18 protein-coding genes and 1 tRNA gene are annotated in these 13,980 nt (G+C 46.4%); 4 read left to right on the top strand and 15 right to left on the bottom strand.

Annotated elements, in window-relative coordinates; translation table 11 throughout:
- Positions 1-37: 37 nt before the first annotated feature.
- The 3 genes from tig to BUA12_RS01365 form a co-directional block, all read right to left on the bottom strand.
- Positions 38-1,375, bottom strand: coding sequence for a trigger factor (gene tig / locus BUA12_RS01375; RefSeq protein WP_072707585.1), 1,338 nt, complete (start codon positions 1,373-1,375; stop codon positions 38-40).
- Positions 1,376-1,458: 83 nt separating this feature from the next.
- Positions 1,459-2,424: a hypothetical protein gene (locus BUA12_RS01370; protein WP_072707582.1), complete on the bottom strand. Its 966-nt coding sequence runs from the start codon at positions 2,422-2,424 to the stop codon at positions 1,459-1,461.
- Entirely contained in the window at positions 2,414-3,031 is a 618-nt protein-coding gene (locus BUA12_RS01365; protein WP_072707580.1) for an NUDIX domain-containing protein, read from the bottom strand. The genes BUA12_RS01370 and BUA12_RS01365 overlap by 11 nt, the downstream gene beginning before the upstream one ends.
- 197 nt (positions 3,032-3,228) lie before the next feature.
- Here BUA12_RS01365 and BUA12_RS01360 point away from each other — a divergent pair.
- A tRNA-Arg gene (locus BUA12_RS01360) sits at positions 3,229-3,302 on the top strand.
- 209 nt (positions 3,303-3,511) lie between these two features.
- Here the strand turns inward: BUA12_RS01360 and BUA12_RS01355 are convergent.
- Positions 3,512-4,354 (bottom strand): amidohydrolase family protein, encoded by an 843-nt coding sequence (locus BUA12_RS01355; RefSeq protein WP_072707578.1) that lies wholly within the window; start codon positions 4,352-4,354, stop codon positions 3,512-3,514.
- 15 nt (positions 4,355-4,369) lie between these two features.
- Entirely contained in the window at positions 4,370-5,101 is a 732-nt protein-coding gene (locus BUA12_RS01350; protein WP_072707576.1) for an SDR family NAD(P)-dependent oxidoreductase, read from the bottom strand.
- Between the two features lie 301 nt (positions 5,102-5,402).
- Between BUA12_RS01350 and BUA12_RS01345 the strand changes: the two genes are divergently transcribed.
- Positions 5,403-5,636: a hypothetical protein gene (locus tag BUA12_RS01345; RefSeq protein ID WP_072707574.1), complete on the top strand. Its 234-nt coding sequence runs from the start codon at positions 5,403-5,405 to the stop codon at positions 5,634-5,636.
- Positions 5,637-5,947: 311 nt separating this feature from the next.
- Positions 5,948-6,670, top strand: coding sequence for a potassium channel family protein (locus BUA12_RS01340; protein ID WP_072707572.1), 723 nt, complete (start codon positions 5,948-5,950; stop codon positions 6,668-6,670).
- Between the two features lie 197 nt (positions 6,671-6,867).
- Here BUA12_RS01340 and BUA12_RS01335 read toward each other — a convergent pair whose 3' ends face one another.
- From BUA12_RS01335 to BUA12_RS01325, 3 genes are all read right to left on the bottom strand, one after another.
- Entirely contained in the window at positions 6,868-7,065 is a 198-nt protein-coding gene (locus tag BUA12_RS01335) for a CsbD family protein (RefSeq protein WP_072707570.1), read from the bottom strand.
- Between the two features lie 62 nt (positions 7,066-7,127).
- Positions 7,128-7,670, bottom strand: coding sequence for a GNAT family N-acetyltransferase (locus BUA12_RS01330; protein WP_072707568.1), 543 nt, complete (start codon positions 7,668-7,670; stop codon positions 7,128-7,130).
- Between the two features lie 4 nt (positions 7,671-7,674).
- On the bottom strand, positions 7,675-8,058 hold the full coding sequence (locus tag BUA12_RS01325) for a thiol-disulfide oxidoreductase DCC family protein (protein ID WP_281248114.1): 384 nt from the start codon (positions 8,056-8,058) through the stop codon (positions 7,675-7,677).
- A 22-nt stretch (positions 8,059-8,080) separates the two neighbouring features.
- Here BUA12_RS01325 and BUA12_RS01320 point away from each other — a divergent pair, with 22 nt between their 5' ends.
- Positions 8,081-8,314, top strand: a complete 234-nt coding sequence (locus tag BUA12_RS01320; protein ID WP_072707567.1) for a hypothetical protein — start codon at positions 8,081-8,083, stop codon at positions 8,312-8,314.
- A gap of 43 nt (positions 8,315-8,357) precedes the next feature.
- Here BUA12_RS01320 and BUA12_RS01315 read toward each other — a convergent pair whose 3' ends face one another.
- From BUA12_RS01315 to BUA12_RS01285, 7 genes are all read right to left on the bottom strand, one after another.
- Positions 8,358-8,846 carry a YfcE family phosphodiesterase gene (locus tag BUA12_RS01315; protein ID WP_072707566.1) on the bottom strand — a complete coding sequence of 163 codons (489 nt, stop codon included), beginning with the start codon at positions 8,844-8,846 and terminating at the stop codon, positions 8,358-8,360.
- Between the two features lie 12 nt (positions 8,847-8,858).
- Positions 8,859-9,455, bottom strand: coding sequence for an RdgB/HAM1 family non-canonical purine NTP pyrophosphatase (gene rdgB / locus BUA12_RS01310; protein WP_072707565.1), 597 nt, complete (start codon positions 9,453-9,455; stop codon positions 8,859-8,861).
- Positions 9,456-9,457: 2 nt separating this feature from the next.
- Positions 9,458-10,261, bottom strand: a complete 804-nt coding sequence (racE, locus tag BUA12_RS01305; protein WP_072707564.1) for a glutamate racemase — start codon at positions 10,259-10,261, stop codon at positions 9,458-9,460.
- The gene (locus BUA12_RS01300; protein WP_072707563.1) at positions 10,254-10,697 is read right to left on the bottom strand and encodes a MarR family winged helix-turn-helix transcriptional regulator; all 444 of its coding nucleotides are present in this window, start codon (positions 10,695-10,697) and stop codon (positions 10,254-10,256) included. Before BUA12_RS01300 ends, racE begins: the two co-directional genes overlap by 8 nt.
- Before the next feature lie 91 nt (positions 10,698-10,788).
- A complete protein-coding gene (gene sdhB / locus BUA12_RS01295; protein WP_084669811.1) occupies positions 10,789-11,556 on the bottom strand; it encodes a succinate dehydrogenase iron-sulfur subunit in 768 nt (255 codons plus the stop codon).
- Entirely contained in the window at positions 11,556-13,325 is a 1,770-nt protein-coding gene (gene sdhA, locus BUA12_RS01290) for a succinate dehydrogenase flavoprotein subunit (protein WP_072707561.1), read from the bottom strand. Before sdhA ends, sdhB begins: the two co-directional genes overlap by 1 nt.
- 17 nt (positions 13,326-13,342) lie before the next feature.
- On the bottom strand, positions 13,343-13,954 hold the full coding sequence (locus BUA12_RS01285) for a succinate dehydrogenase cytochrome b558 subunit (protein WP_072707560.1): 612 nt from the start codon (positions 13,952-13,954) through the stop codon (positions 13,343-13,345).
- Between the last annotated feature and the right edge of the window lie 26 nt (positions 13,955-13,980).

Raw genomic sequence — 13,980 nt, 5'->3', positions numbered from 1 at the left:
AACATTGCGTTGCAGAGCTATTTTGATTTAAAGGATTCTACTTTTCTTCTTTGGAGGATTCTTCCGTCTCTTCTGTTTCAGCTTCAGAAGCTTCAACAAGTTTGGCATTATCCACAAGTACATCCAGTGCCTTCTGTACTTTGATGTCCTGTTCAAGCATTGACAGGTCGCCTAAAGTTGATTTGATGTCTTCAACTTTGATTCCGAACTGTTCACTCATTTTCTCAAGCTCTTTATCAAGATCTTCTTCCTTGATCTCGATGTTTTCATCAACTGCGATCTGTTTCAATGTCAGGTTCGTTTTAACACGGTTTTCAGCGTCTTCCTTCATCGTTTCACGGAGCGCGTTCTCATCCTGACCGGACAACTGCTGGTACATTTCTAGGTTGATGCCCTGCTGGGAAAGGTTCTGTTCGAACTCCTGGAGCATTCTGTCAAGTTCCGTCTGGACCATCGCTTCAGGAACATCAATTTCAGCATTGTCACTTGCTTTAATGAGCAGTTCTTCTTTCAGTGAAGTGTCTGCCTGGTTTTCTTTTGCTTCTTTCAGGTCTTTTTCAAGTTTGGCTTTCAGCTCATCCACAGTTTCAACACCCTGATCCAGCTCTTTGACAAGGTCATCGTCAAGTTCAGGCGTCTCTTTCACTTTAATGGAGTTGATTTTGACTTTGAATACTGCAGGTTTACCGGCAAGCTCTTCAGCCTGGTAGTCTTCAGGGAAAGTGACTTCAACATCTTTCTCATCATCCACTTTAAGGCCGGTGAGCTGTTCTTCAAATCCGCCGATGAATGATCCGGAACCGACTTCAAGGTCGAAACCTTCTGCTTTTCCGCCCTCGAACTGTTCGCCGTCGATATAACCGTCGAAGTCCAGGTTCACTGTGTCGCCATCTTCCACTTCACCGTCTTCTTTGACGACCATTTCCGCCTGATGTTCAAGCATGTGCTCGATTTCGTGGTCCACGTCAGCTTCGGTCACTTCCGTCGGAAGCTGTGTGCCTTCCAGACCTTTGTATTCGCCGAGCGTAACTTCTGGCTCCACTGTCACTTTCGCTGTGAAGATAAGGTCTTTGCCTTTTTCCATTTCAACGATATCCACTTCAGGCTGATCAACAGGAGTAATACCTACTTCATCAACAGCTTTAGCATAGTTCGGTGAAAGGACGATATCCAGCGCGTCCTGGTATAAGGATTCTACACCGAAACGACTTTCAAACATTTGACGTGGAACTTTCCCTTTCCTGAAACCTGGAAGTGAAACATCCTTGGAAACTTTCACAAATGCTTCATCCAATGCTTGATTGAATTCCTCTGCAGGTACAGTGACCGTGAGGATTCCTTCGTTACCTTCTTGCTTTTCCCATTTTTGAGACATAGTATAATTCCTCCGTTAATACATTTTTTCATAACCAGTTTAGTATAACATACTAGTATTCCTTATCCAACATCTGACTTTCATTAAGTTTCACTCGTCGTAACGAGGTGTTCCATTTCATCTATCCACTCATAAATACGCCTGTCGGCCTCATATGGATGATCCACATTCAGCAGGTCCAGTATATATTGCAGGTAGCCCTGAACCAATTCTTCTGCCTCAAAATCCGGCTCTTTCGGATAATTGAATATCGCATGGCTCGTCATCAGCAGTGTCGCTTCGCCCACAATCTGCGGTGCCCGGGATTCAAGCACTTCGATCACATCCGGTTCGACATCCTTCATCAATGTGACCTCCTCGAGCGACGGCAGATTGACCGGCACAACATCAACAGGTGCTCCGAACTTATGATGGCGGACTGCTTCGTTGTAACCGATTTCCTTCAAATAAAGCAGCATGAAGGTGACGATGTCGCGCGCATGGATATCCTCGAGGTGTTCCAGCACAAAATCCTTATACCTGATGTCCTTTTCATCGGCAAATGTGCTGAACATCCGGAGTATTTCCTGATGCGACATATCATCGAGGTCGATATCTTCCTCCTGAGTGCCCTTTTCATCCGCCATCCCGGCACTGCGCCTGTACTGGCGGTCATCAATCGCCTTCTTCGCCTTGTGCCTGATTGCTGCGATTTCGATCCGGAAGCCCTGGGGGATCTTCTCCTCCATAATATGATCGGAGAAGTTGATCACTTCATAATACCTCTCCTGCGCATTCAATGCCTTGAGCATTTCGATCATGTGGGTTTCATAATCACCCGTACCCTCATTCAACTGCTTCAGGGCGTAGTCCACAATATCATCATACTCGCCAAGCGCGTCCATGGCTTCGTAGAACATCTCTTCGAGGCTGATATCCGGGGTGCCCATTTTGATGAAGTGATGATACTTTTCCCGGAAAGTTTTAAACTCCCCGTCCTTGAACATGCGGACCAGATCCTTCTCAGCTTTCTTCATGAAGCGCTGGTGGGTCGTTATCTTATCTGCCATAAGCATCACGAATGATCAATTCGCTCCAGGACTCATAAGGAGACAAGCCGGACAGGCCCTCGTTACCGGTCCATTTCAGGGAAAGGGTGTCAGCCTCCATGTTGGCTACACTGTCTTTCTCGACCGACACTTTAAGCACCAGCCCGATGTGCACCCGGCCGACCTCATTCCCGTCATCATTGATCAGACCCATGATTTCGATATTTTTGATATCATCCCCGGCAAGGCCGACCTCCTCTTCAAGCTCCCGCTTGGCGTTGATGGATAGTTTTTCATCAATATCGTCGACATCTTCTATATCGTTCATATGACCGCCCACGCCGATCGACAGCAGACCGTGCAGCCTCTTTTCACCGCCGCCGTCAAGCCTTTCATATACAAGCGTCTCATCATCGCCGGATGAGATGATGACATAGCTGACCAGCTGCTTGTAGGAAGGATCTTCTTCCATATCACCCCGGCGCCTGACTTCATAATCGCTGAAAGTCTCCACTATCGATTTATAACGTGCGTCATCCCTGCCGATGAAACCGTTGAAGGCATTTTCCTCGGAATTGAACAACCTGGTCCGGGGCACCACTAAAATCTGTTCATCAAATTTACTCATATGCTTTCTCCTATTTTATATTTCGCTCACAATCATTCTATAAAACTCATTATTACTTGTAAATCAAATACTGAGGATATATTACTGAACGGGTTAAGTAAAGTATATTTGAATGATGTAATAAAACAACATTAAATTGAAAAATTGATTTGACTTATGACAGGCCTTTTGATTATAATAGAATTTGTCTTAATTAAGTCCTGGTAGCTCAGCCGGATAGAGCAATGGCCTTCTAAGCCATCGGTCGGGGGTTCGAATCCCTCCCAGGACGCTACTTTCATATCATTTAACAAAACCCTGTCAAAAATTAATTTGACAGGGTTTTGTATGTTTTAGGGAATGATTAAAAGTGGGTATACCATATTAAATATTATTTTTTAATATGGTATTTCTTTTCAGTTCCTCAATTATTAGTAAAGTTTCTCAAGGATTTATAATTATTTTCAAGTGATGGATACATTTTTCAATCTTTATAAATGTTCAATCTTCCAACTTTAGAAGTCTGCGCGCATTCCCCTCCATGATCTTGACTCTAATGTCAGGGGGCAGATCACCACCTCTATAATGCTTCATCGCGTAGTCATAAGGTACATTGGGATAGCAGCTCGCATACAGAAACTGACCTTCGAGCCCTTTATTCGCTGCTTCCAGATACTGTTCTGCTCCCGGGAACCCCATGTAGAAATCCGGACAGAGATACAAGTTTGGATAATGGACAGCCACCGCTATGGACTCTTGGACAAAGGGCCAAGCGGCATGTGAAATGATGAGGTCGAGGTCCGGATACTTCTTCAGTACGCGAATCAGCTGTCCGGGGCGGATATAGTCATAGTCAGCCCCGTCAGCCAAAAGTGTAATCAGCATACTGAGCGTCATGCAGAATGGCAGGTCATGCTCTACACATGCCTCAAATATCGGATCCAGTTCTGGGTCACCGATGGGTGTAAGCGGTCTGATCTTGGCGGGATTCGCTGCGACACCATGGAACTTCCCGGTCACGGCATACTTGTGGATGGTCGCCACTGCTTCTTCCACCGTCATATCTTCGATGCCCATGAACCCGAAGAACCGCTCCCCTCCTTTACCGGAGAGGAAATCAAGCAGTTCGTTGTTCGAGCTGCCCGCCTGATTGTTCCTTCCCAGGATCACGGAATGGGTGATCCCCTGTTCGTCCATCTCATCAAGCACATCCAACAGAGTGGAAGCTTTGGTTGGTGTGAGACCCTTCAGCACACTGAACCGCTCCAGCACCGCGGTCCTGCCCTGCTCAAAAAGCGGTTCCCAATTCGGAATCGGCGCCTTCATCTTGAAATCGATTGCCATATCATATATACCTCCTCATCTTGCTGTCAGTCCGCCATCTATTACACATTCGGCGCCGGTAGTATAACTGGATTCATCAGAGGCCAGGTGCAGTACGAGATTGGCTACTTCCTCCTTCGTCAGAACCCTGCCAAGCGGCCGATCACTCGCCACGCTGCCACCTTCGGCGTTCTCCGAAAACATGTTCGTATTCACAAGGCTCGGGTGGATTGAATTGACCCGGATACCGTACTGTCCAAGTTCCAGGGCTCCAACTTTCGTCATCCCCGTCACCGCAAACTTCGAGGCGCTGTAGGCGATGCTCTCCAGACGCCCCCGTATTCCCCCGATGGACGAGATGTTGATGATGGATCCTGTCCCTGCTTTTTTCATGGATGGCACGACAGCTTTCATCCCTAGAAATACCGCCTTCTGATTCACTTCTATTACACGATCATAAGCATCCTCCGGAAATCTTTCCAGTGCAGCACTGTAATTTATGCCTGCATTATTGACCAGCACACTGACAGGACCAAAGGTGTTTTCAGCTTCCTCTATTACGCTCTTCCAGGCATCTGCATCCGTCACATCCTGTTCCAGGAACAAGACATCCGGACCGATATTCGCCTGTAAAGTTTTCCCTGCTTCGACATCCAGGTCCGTAAACACCACCTTTGCCCCTTCAGATGCAAGCTTTTTCACATGGGAAGCCCCCATGCCCCTGGTGCCCCCGGTAACTATTGCAATTTTTCCATCCACCCTTTTCATATAAACTCTCCTATTCATCAACTGTCATTCCCCAGCGCTTACGGTCACATCTTCCCCAAACCACTCAAGCGAATTTATGTCCTAATTATCCTACGCAATTCCAAGCCCTGGGATAGTAATCAATATTAATCCATACTAAAAAACTATGCATTCTATTTCCAACACTATACCATCATACGAGAGATATCACAATCGTATCTGCCCCGTTACTCCAAATACACGATTAAACTTTTGTCATTCTTCTGACCGATGTTATCGCCGCTTTCTTTGTTATACTCACTTTAGGAAGGTGGTGTTACCAATGCATTTAAAGCAATATAGCAAATCCCAAATTTCAAAGGCATCAGAAAAACTTGAAAGCGTCAATAAAACGCCATGCTGTGGCACTCCGGATAAAGAAGTGATGCCGGAAATCACGCAGCTGATCGCGAAAACTGACCAATCACAGATCATCGGTATGGATATGATGACTATAAAATGTAATCATTGCGGCCTGGTTGAGCAGTATGATCCTGTAGTCCTTGGGGCCGAATAGAAGGATGACCTATAATAGAAGTCACGTTTTTATCAACTCTCTTATTTACAATGTGACTTCTTCATTTATATTTAATGATTTCAGACCCTGATAAAATCACATTTATCAGGGGTTCATCGTATTAATTTAAATTTTAATAATCATAAAATACTTTTTTGTTCTTTGTTATGATCTTCTATAAAAGGTTGGGAGGGATAATCCGAAAAAAAGGTGAAAGGTTTTTGATCAACTCAGTAAAGTATAGCAAGGGGAAATTAAATTATGATTACTAATCAAGTCGACTTTCTGATTAAACCTAAGAAGACACTTAAATGAAGAGACTCATATTAGTCTACGAACTTACAATGTTCACACTGGCTGTCATATCGGTTTCGCTGATATGGTCCGAAGCACAGCAATTTCAATTTATAGACCGTCTCGTTTGGTTTATTTTTTTAGTGGATGTCACAATCAGAATCATTTCAACAGACGATAAAAAGAACTGGCTTAAGAATAATTATTTTGATATTGTTGCAATCATACCGTTTGATGCCATTTTTCAATTGGCACGTATCGCCAGGTTATTCAGAGTAATACGTCTTGTATTTATAGGTAAACACTTCCTTAAACCTTTTTTCGGCATCATCAGAACAAATGGTTTAAACAAAGTCATTGCAATGACTTTTATCAGTCTGCTCATCTCAGCCATACCAATCAGAATTTTCGAACCATCTATAGAAACATATATGGATGCAATCTGGTGGACGATCGTCACCACCACGACTGTCGGATACGGTGATATCAGTCCGGAGACAGTAATCGGCAGAATGATCGCAATATATTTGATGTTTGTGGGAATAGGTCTTGTGGGGATGATCACAGGATCAATCGCGACTTATTTCATCACTGAGGATGAGAAAGACACCACGAAAGAATATCTTAAGAAAGAAGTCGATCAGCTGGGCGACCTCTCCAACGGAGAAATAGATCGCTTAGTTAAAATAATTGAAACTTACAAACATGACCATCACCCAAGCCACACAGAAGAACAATGACAACCGGCGGAAACAAAAGCCGGAAAAATTTGGCAATAAACCACTGGAAACATCGATGGATGTACATTGTACTTCCCTCCCGTGATTCTATAGCTGAAAGTTGCAGCCATAGTATGGATGCAACTTTTTTTCTTCAACCAGGTACAGGCACTAAAAAAACCACTGAAAATATTCCATTCCAGTGGTTTTTATCATCTCTATTTATTTTTATCGCCTTTACCGAACTTGTCGATGGTTTCGTTCGCCTTGTTCTTCGCATTTTCAACGAATTCCTTGGCTTTACCGGAGCTTTTCTCCTTCTTGCCTTCGGATTCCATATCCTTATCTCCGGTTGCGTTACCAATCGTTTCTTTCATGTTGCCTTTCTGCTGATCGAATTTACTTTCATCTGCCATATTCAACACTCCTCTGTTTTGATTTAATTATCAATACCACCCATGAGGAGTTTCAAAACATATTAGTACGGCCATTCGCTCTTCAACATGCGGTAAAGTATGCAGTCATGGTAATGGTCATACAGGAATTCATACTCTTTCATGACCCCTTCCGGGATGAAACCCAGAGCCTCCGGAAGTTTCCTGCTTCTGTAATTCATCTCGCCGCAGACGATCTCTATCCGGTTCAGTCCGACCTGCTTGAATCCGTGGTCGATCAGCTGCTTCACCGTCTTCAGCATCAGGCCCCGTCCTTCGAAGTCCTGGGCAAGCCAGTAACCGATCTGCGCGCGCCTCGAATTCGGGTCGATCGTCGTGAACCCGCACATGCCGATGAGCTCTTCACGATAGAAGAGGCCGAGTTCCATCCCCGTGCCCATCTCGATGTTCTGCTGCCATGATTTGATCACTGAAAGGTAGCTGTGCGGGGACTTTGTATAATTCAGCCAGGGCAGCCACCTCTTCAGGAACGTCCGGTTTTCATCCACGACATCGTACAGTTTCTTACGGTCCTTCTGATGTATCTCCCTCAATTCCAGGTCTTCATCTATCCTTATACTGATCATCGTCTCACTTACTTCCTTCTGATGAAATGATTCTCTTCCTCACTGCCGGATTGATTTCACATGCATCCCCCCGGTTCAGGCGGTATCTGTTCCGTGCAATGAACTGATACAGGCGGTTCCTGAAACAGACCGGGACGGCTTTGAAGATGCTGAAGATTTTTGTCCCTGTTGCATCGTTCATCACTTCGATGACCGCGTCACTCTTCATATATAAATCATCCGAATAATACACTACAGAATCAATTTCTTCTGGTAGAATATCATCAAGCTCTTTTATGGACGCAAAATGAATCCGTTCTTTCCGGTCGAGTCTGACGATCGTTTTAGCGAACGTATTGCACATGATGCAATCATCGTCGAAATATAGAATGATAATAACACCCCTCAATCTTGTTAAAATAGGTGATTAAATGAAACAGAGCATACAAATCTTCTTATCCACATATTTCATCATCATCGCGTTGCTTTATCTCATGATGCGCTACACAACATTCAGTATGAACCCGGTCATATATACATTCATCGCTTCACTGCTCATCATTACAGTGATTATACTTTATTTCAAAAAGCAAATCGAGCCCGGCATATTCACAGTCAGCATCGCCGTTCTGTCATTGCTGATGATTTTAAGTCTGGCCGCATAGTAAAAGAAGGGAAAATAACATGGTGTTATTTCCCCTTCCGTCCCTACAGTTCCAGAAGATTGACTTCTTCGAATTTCTCGTGTTCCCTGTTGTAGAATTCCACTGTGTCATTCTCTGTATCCAGTACGCAGTAGCTCGCTTCCCATTCGCCTTTAGGTTGTGAAATGCTGCCCGGATTGATGCAGTAGATGCCATTGATGTTTTCGGTCAGGGCGACATGTGAATGGCCGTAGAGTGCGTATTTCGCTCCGAATTCCAGCGCCCTCTCGCTCAGCACTTCCCTGTCCGGCTTGATATTGTAGAGGTGGCCGTGTGTGAGGAAGATGTTCGTATCCTCATCATGTGACTCGACAGGGAACCTGCTGTCATCGTCCACATTGCCGCGCACTGTACTGAAGTTTTGAAGCTCTCCACTTTCATAGGTGAACTCGCTGTCCCCGAGGTGAAGGTTCAAGTCACCGCCATTGTGTTCCAATGCACCTTGAACGATCCCCTCTTCCCCGTGATTGTCACTGACAATTAAGACTCTCATTGACATTCTCCTTTAATTTGAAGTTAATTTTTCGAAGACTTCCTCATCATTCATCAATTTTTTCAAAGCCTTGCTTCTATGACTGATTTCCCCTTTTTCTTCGCTGTTAATCATGCCAAGGTGAATGCCGTCATCCGTTTTGAATAAAGGATCGTAGCCGAAACCTTCCGCACCATGGGGTGCTTCCAGTATCACACCGTCCAGTATGCCGGTGTATGTCCGTGTCGCCTCCCCCGGTATGCTGAGTGCGATGACGCATGTGAAATGTGCCTTCCTGTCTGCCGCACCCGACATCTCTTTGAGCAATTTGGCGTTGTTGTCGGCGTCGGTTGCATTTTCACCTGCATACCTTGCCGAGTAAATGCCCGGGGCCCCATCCAGCGCATCGGCCGACAGGCCGGAATCGTCACTGATCACGGGCAGCCCGAGCGCTTTTGATGCCGCCTCCGACTTCAATACTGCATTTCCGCTGAAAGTCCCAGCCGTCTCCTCGACTTCAAAATCCGGAAGCAGTCTTTTTATGCCGACCACTTCATAATCTTTGAAGACGGCTTTGAAATCATTGATCTTTCCGCTGTTCCCTGTTGCGATTACAATCTTCCCTGTCATTTTTACACCTTCAATTCTATTTCTCTCATATCGTATTCCAGTTCCGGCAGCCAGTCCCTGAGGATGTACCTGAAACGGCTGCTGTCCCCATTGATCAGTATCTTATGCGTCACTTCCCCCGACGCCACCCTGAACAGGTTATGAAAAGTCAATAATGAACTGACTTCCCGTGCCGTTTCATACCCTGAGTCGATCACTGTCTTCCTGCCGCCGAAGTACCTTCTGATATCCTCTTTCAGCAGAGGATAGTGCGTACATCCCAAAATGACAGTATCCGCATCACTCTGCGTAAGATCTTTCAGTGCCTGATGGATGACGATGCCGGTGACGATATGATCTTTGTAACGCAGTTCTTCAACCAGCGGGACAAATGCGGGGCACGCCCGGCTGGTCACTTTGAAGTCCTGGTTCAGCCTTTTGATCGCATCCGCATATGCTTCCGATTTGACCGTGCCCGAAGTCGCAAGGACCAGCACTTTCTCATTCCGACTGTTCTGTATGGCACTTCTCGCCCCGGGCCCTATGACTCCGATGACCGGAATATCGAGCCGTTCCCTCAGTATGGGCAGTGCGGCTGCAGTTGCAGTGTTACAGGCGATCACAAGCATTTTAATGTCCCTCTCCACAAGATACTCCGCGACCTGAATGGTGTATTCCTTCACCGTCCCAAGGCTCTTTTCACCATACGGGCACCTTGAGATATCCCCGAAATAAAGGATCTGCTCGTTCGGAAGCTGCCGTGTGATCTCCTTCACGACCGTCATGCCACCGACACCGGAATCCATGACGCCGATCGGTCTATCCATGCGTCAGCTTTTCACTTTCACGCAGGATGGATTCAAGCAATTCAGGAAGCATGATCATCTGCTCCTCATCGAGGTGCGCTGTGATGTCGCGTATATACGAAATACGCTTATCAATCACCTTGCGGATGATTTCCTTTCCTTTCGGTTCCATCTCCACAAGCACCAGACGCTTATCCTTCTCGGATTTATAACGGCGGATGAGCTGCAGGTTCTCGAGCTTATCCACGATATCGGTGGTGGTGGAATGTGCGAGATACATCCTGTTGGAGAGTTCCCCGATCGTAATGCCTTCTTTGTCACCCACCCACTGCAGTGCAACGAATTGCGGCGGGGAGATTTCATATTCATTCAGTATTTCCCGACCATGAGCCCTCACATGCACTGAAATATACCTGATGGATTTTTCTATGGAAATGATCAAATCTTTATCTGCCATGCATTCCAGTCCTCACTCTGATTTTCTTTTCATTATATCTTAAATGAACATAAAAAAATAGGAAGAGCTGTATGCTCTTCCCATAATCTGATTAATCGACCTGATGGTCACTGCCGAAGAATGATTTGAACGCGTGGAATGTCGTCTCTCTTTGCATCGCAGCGATTGAAGTGGTCAAAGGGATGCCCTGAGGACAAGCTTTGACACAGTTCTGTGCCATGCCGCACTCGGAAACACCGCCGACACCCATCAAAGCATCCAGCCGTTCGTTCTTGTTCATGCTGCCTGTCGGATGCAGGTTGAAGAGTCTGACCTGGGATACCGCTGCAGCCCCCATGAATTTTGATTTGTCATTGACGTTCGGGCAGACTTCAAGGCAGACGCCGCAAGTCATGCATTTTGACAGTTCATAAGCCGTCTGACGTTTTTTCTCAGGCATTCTCGGACCCGGCCCCAGATCATAAGTACCATCGATCGGCACCCATGCCTGGACGCGCTTCAAGCTGTCGAACATGAATGAACGGTCGATCTGCAGGTCTTTCACGATCGGGAATGTCGACATCGGTTCAAGCTTGATCGGCTGCTCGAACTGGTCGATGAGTGCAGTACAGGATTGTCTCGCCGTACCGTTGATCACCATCGAACAGGCGCCGCAGACCTCTTCAAGACAACTCATGTCCCATGTCACCGGTGTCGTCTTTTCGCCTTTGGCATTGACAGGGTTCCTCTGAACCTCCATCAACGCGCTGATCACATTCATGTTTTCACGGTATGGGACTTCGAAGTCTTCCCAATACGGGCTTGATTCCGGGTTTTCCTGTCTTTTTACTGATAGTTTGATACTTTTATTTTCAGCCATTATTTTTTGGCACCTCCAGCGGATTTTGATGTATAGTCACGTTTACGAGGCGGAATCAGGCTGACATCAACATCTTCATACTCAAATTTCGGTGCCTCCAGAGCTCCCTGGAAATAAGCTTTCGTGGTCTTCAGCCACTCTTCATCATTACGTTCCGGGAAATCCGGTTTGAAGTGTGCACCACGTGATTCGTTACGGTTGAGTGCTCCGATTGTAATCACACGGGCCAGCACAAGCATGTTCCACAGCTGTCTTGTAAAGAATGCTGCCTGGTTGCTCCACTTCCTTGTGTCATTGATGCTGATGTTCTGATAACGTTCCATCAACTCGACAATCTTTTTATCTGTTGCTTCGAGCTTGTCGTTATAACGCACAACCGTGACGTTGTCCGTCATGAGCTCGCCCAGTTCCTTATGGATGACATAAGCATTCTCTTCGCCGTCCATATGCAGGATGTGTTCGAACTTTTCAACTTCAGCCTGTTTCGCTTTTTCATAGATCGATGCGTCAAGATCTTCGTATGAATCTTCGAGGCCCTTGACATAGTCGATCGCCTTCGGCCCTGCAACCATGCCGCCGTATATGGCGGATAACAGTGAGTTCGCCCCGAGACGGTTGCCGCCGTGCTGGGAGTAGTCACATTCCCCTGCTGCAAAAAGGCCGGGGATGTTCGTCATCTGGTCGTAGTCCACGTACAGCCCGCCCATTGAATAATGCACGGCAGGGAAGATTTTCATCGGTACTTTACGCGGATCGTCCCCTGTGAACTTCTCGTATATTTCAATGATGCCCCCGAGCTTGATGTCGAGGTCGCGCGGATCTTTATGTGAAAGGTCAAGGTACACCATGTTTTCGCCGTTGATGCCGAGCTTCTGGTTGACACATACATCGAAGATTTCACGTGTCGCGATGTCACGCGGCACGAGGTTTCCGTAGTCCGGATACTTCTCTTCAAGGAAATACCATGGTTTACCGTCTTTGTATGTCCATATCCTTCCGCCTTCACCGCGGGCAGACTCACTCATCAGGCGCAGCTTATCGTCCCCGGGTATCGCCGTCGGATGGATCTGGATGAATTCCCCGTTGGCGTAGATGGCGCCCTGCTGATAAACGATGGATGCAGCCGACCCTGTATTGATCATGGAGTTGGTGGATTTTCCGAAAATGATGCCCGGTCCACCGGTTGCCATGATCACGGCATCCGATTTGAATGTTTCGATTTCCCCGCTGTCGATCTTTTGTGCAGTGACGCCGCGTGACCTGCCTTCATCATCGATGACGATGCCGAGGAATTCCCATCCTTCATATTTGTTGACGAGACCGTCAACTTCATATTTACGCACCTGCTCATCAAGTGCGTAGAGCAGCTGCTGGCCGGTCGTTGCACCGGCAAATGCCGTCCTGTGATATAGTGTGCCGCCGAAACGCCTGAAATCAAGGAGACCTTCAGGCGTTCTGTTGAAAGTGACACCCATGCGGTCAAGCAGATGGATGATTTCAGGTGCGGCGTCCGTCATTGCCTGTACAGGCGGCTGATTTGCAAGGAAATCCCCGCCGTACACCGTGTCGTCAAAATGTATGGCAGTTGAATCGCCCTCACCTTTTGTGTTCACAGCACCGTTTATACCGCCCTGGGCACATACAGAGTGAGATCTCTTCACAGGCACGATTGAAAACAAATCAACTTCAGCACCTGTTTCTGCCGCTTTAATCGTCGCCATAAGCCCGGCCAAACCGCCGCCAACGACGATGATCTTATTATTCGCCATGTTTTACACTCCTCTAATTAAATAAACGCTAATATTGCCTGGATACCGATAAAACTCACTATTACGAATACAAGCAGTGACACATATCCCATGATTCTCTGGGATCTGTCGGATTGCGTGATGCCCCATGTGATCGCAAAGCTCCATAAACCGTTAGCGAAATGGTAAACGGTTGCAAGGATGCCCACAATATAAAATACAAGCCATAATGGATTTTCAACAATATCCGCCACGAGGTCAAAATCCAGATCAGCACCCATGAATACCTGCACCCTTGTCTGATAGACGTGGATTGCTATGAATATGAAAGACAGGACCCCTGTCACCCTTTGCAGTAAAAAGCTGATATTACGGTATGTGCTGGGATAACCGTATTTATACTGGGCTGTGAAGGCTATGTATATACCATAAATTCCATGGAACAGTATCGGGACATAAATAACAAAAACTTCCAGAAATATTACAAATGGTAAGTTGCCCATAAAACCGGCCGCTTGGTTGAAAGCCTCCTCACCTCTGGTTGCAAAGTGGTTAACCACCAGGTGCTGAACTAAGAACACACCCAGAGGAATCACACCAAGCAACGAGTGGATCCGGCGTATTAAAAAGCTTGAATCTTGTTTCGACACTTGAATTCCCCCCTAACTATACTATC

It is taken from the genome of Lacicoccus alkaliphilus DSM 16010 (assembly GCF_900142805.1).
In the GTDB taxonomy this organism is placed as follows: Bacteria; Bacillota; Bacilli; order Staphylococcales; family Salinicoccaceae; genus Lacicoccus; species Lacicoccus alkaliphilus.
The sequence above is the reverse complement of the archived record's forward strand: the minus strand, read 5'-3'. Positions and strand labels throughout refer to the sequence as shown.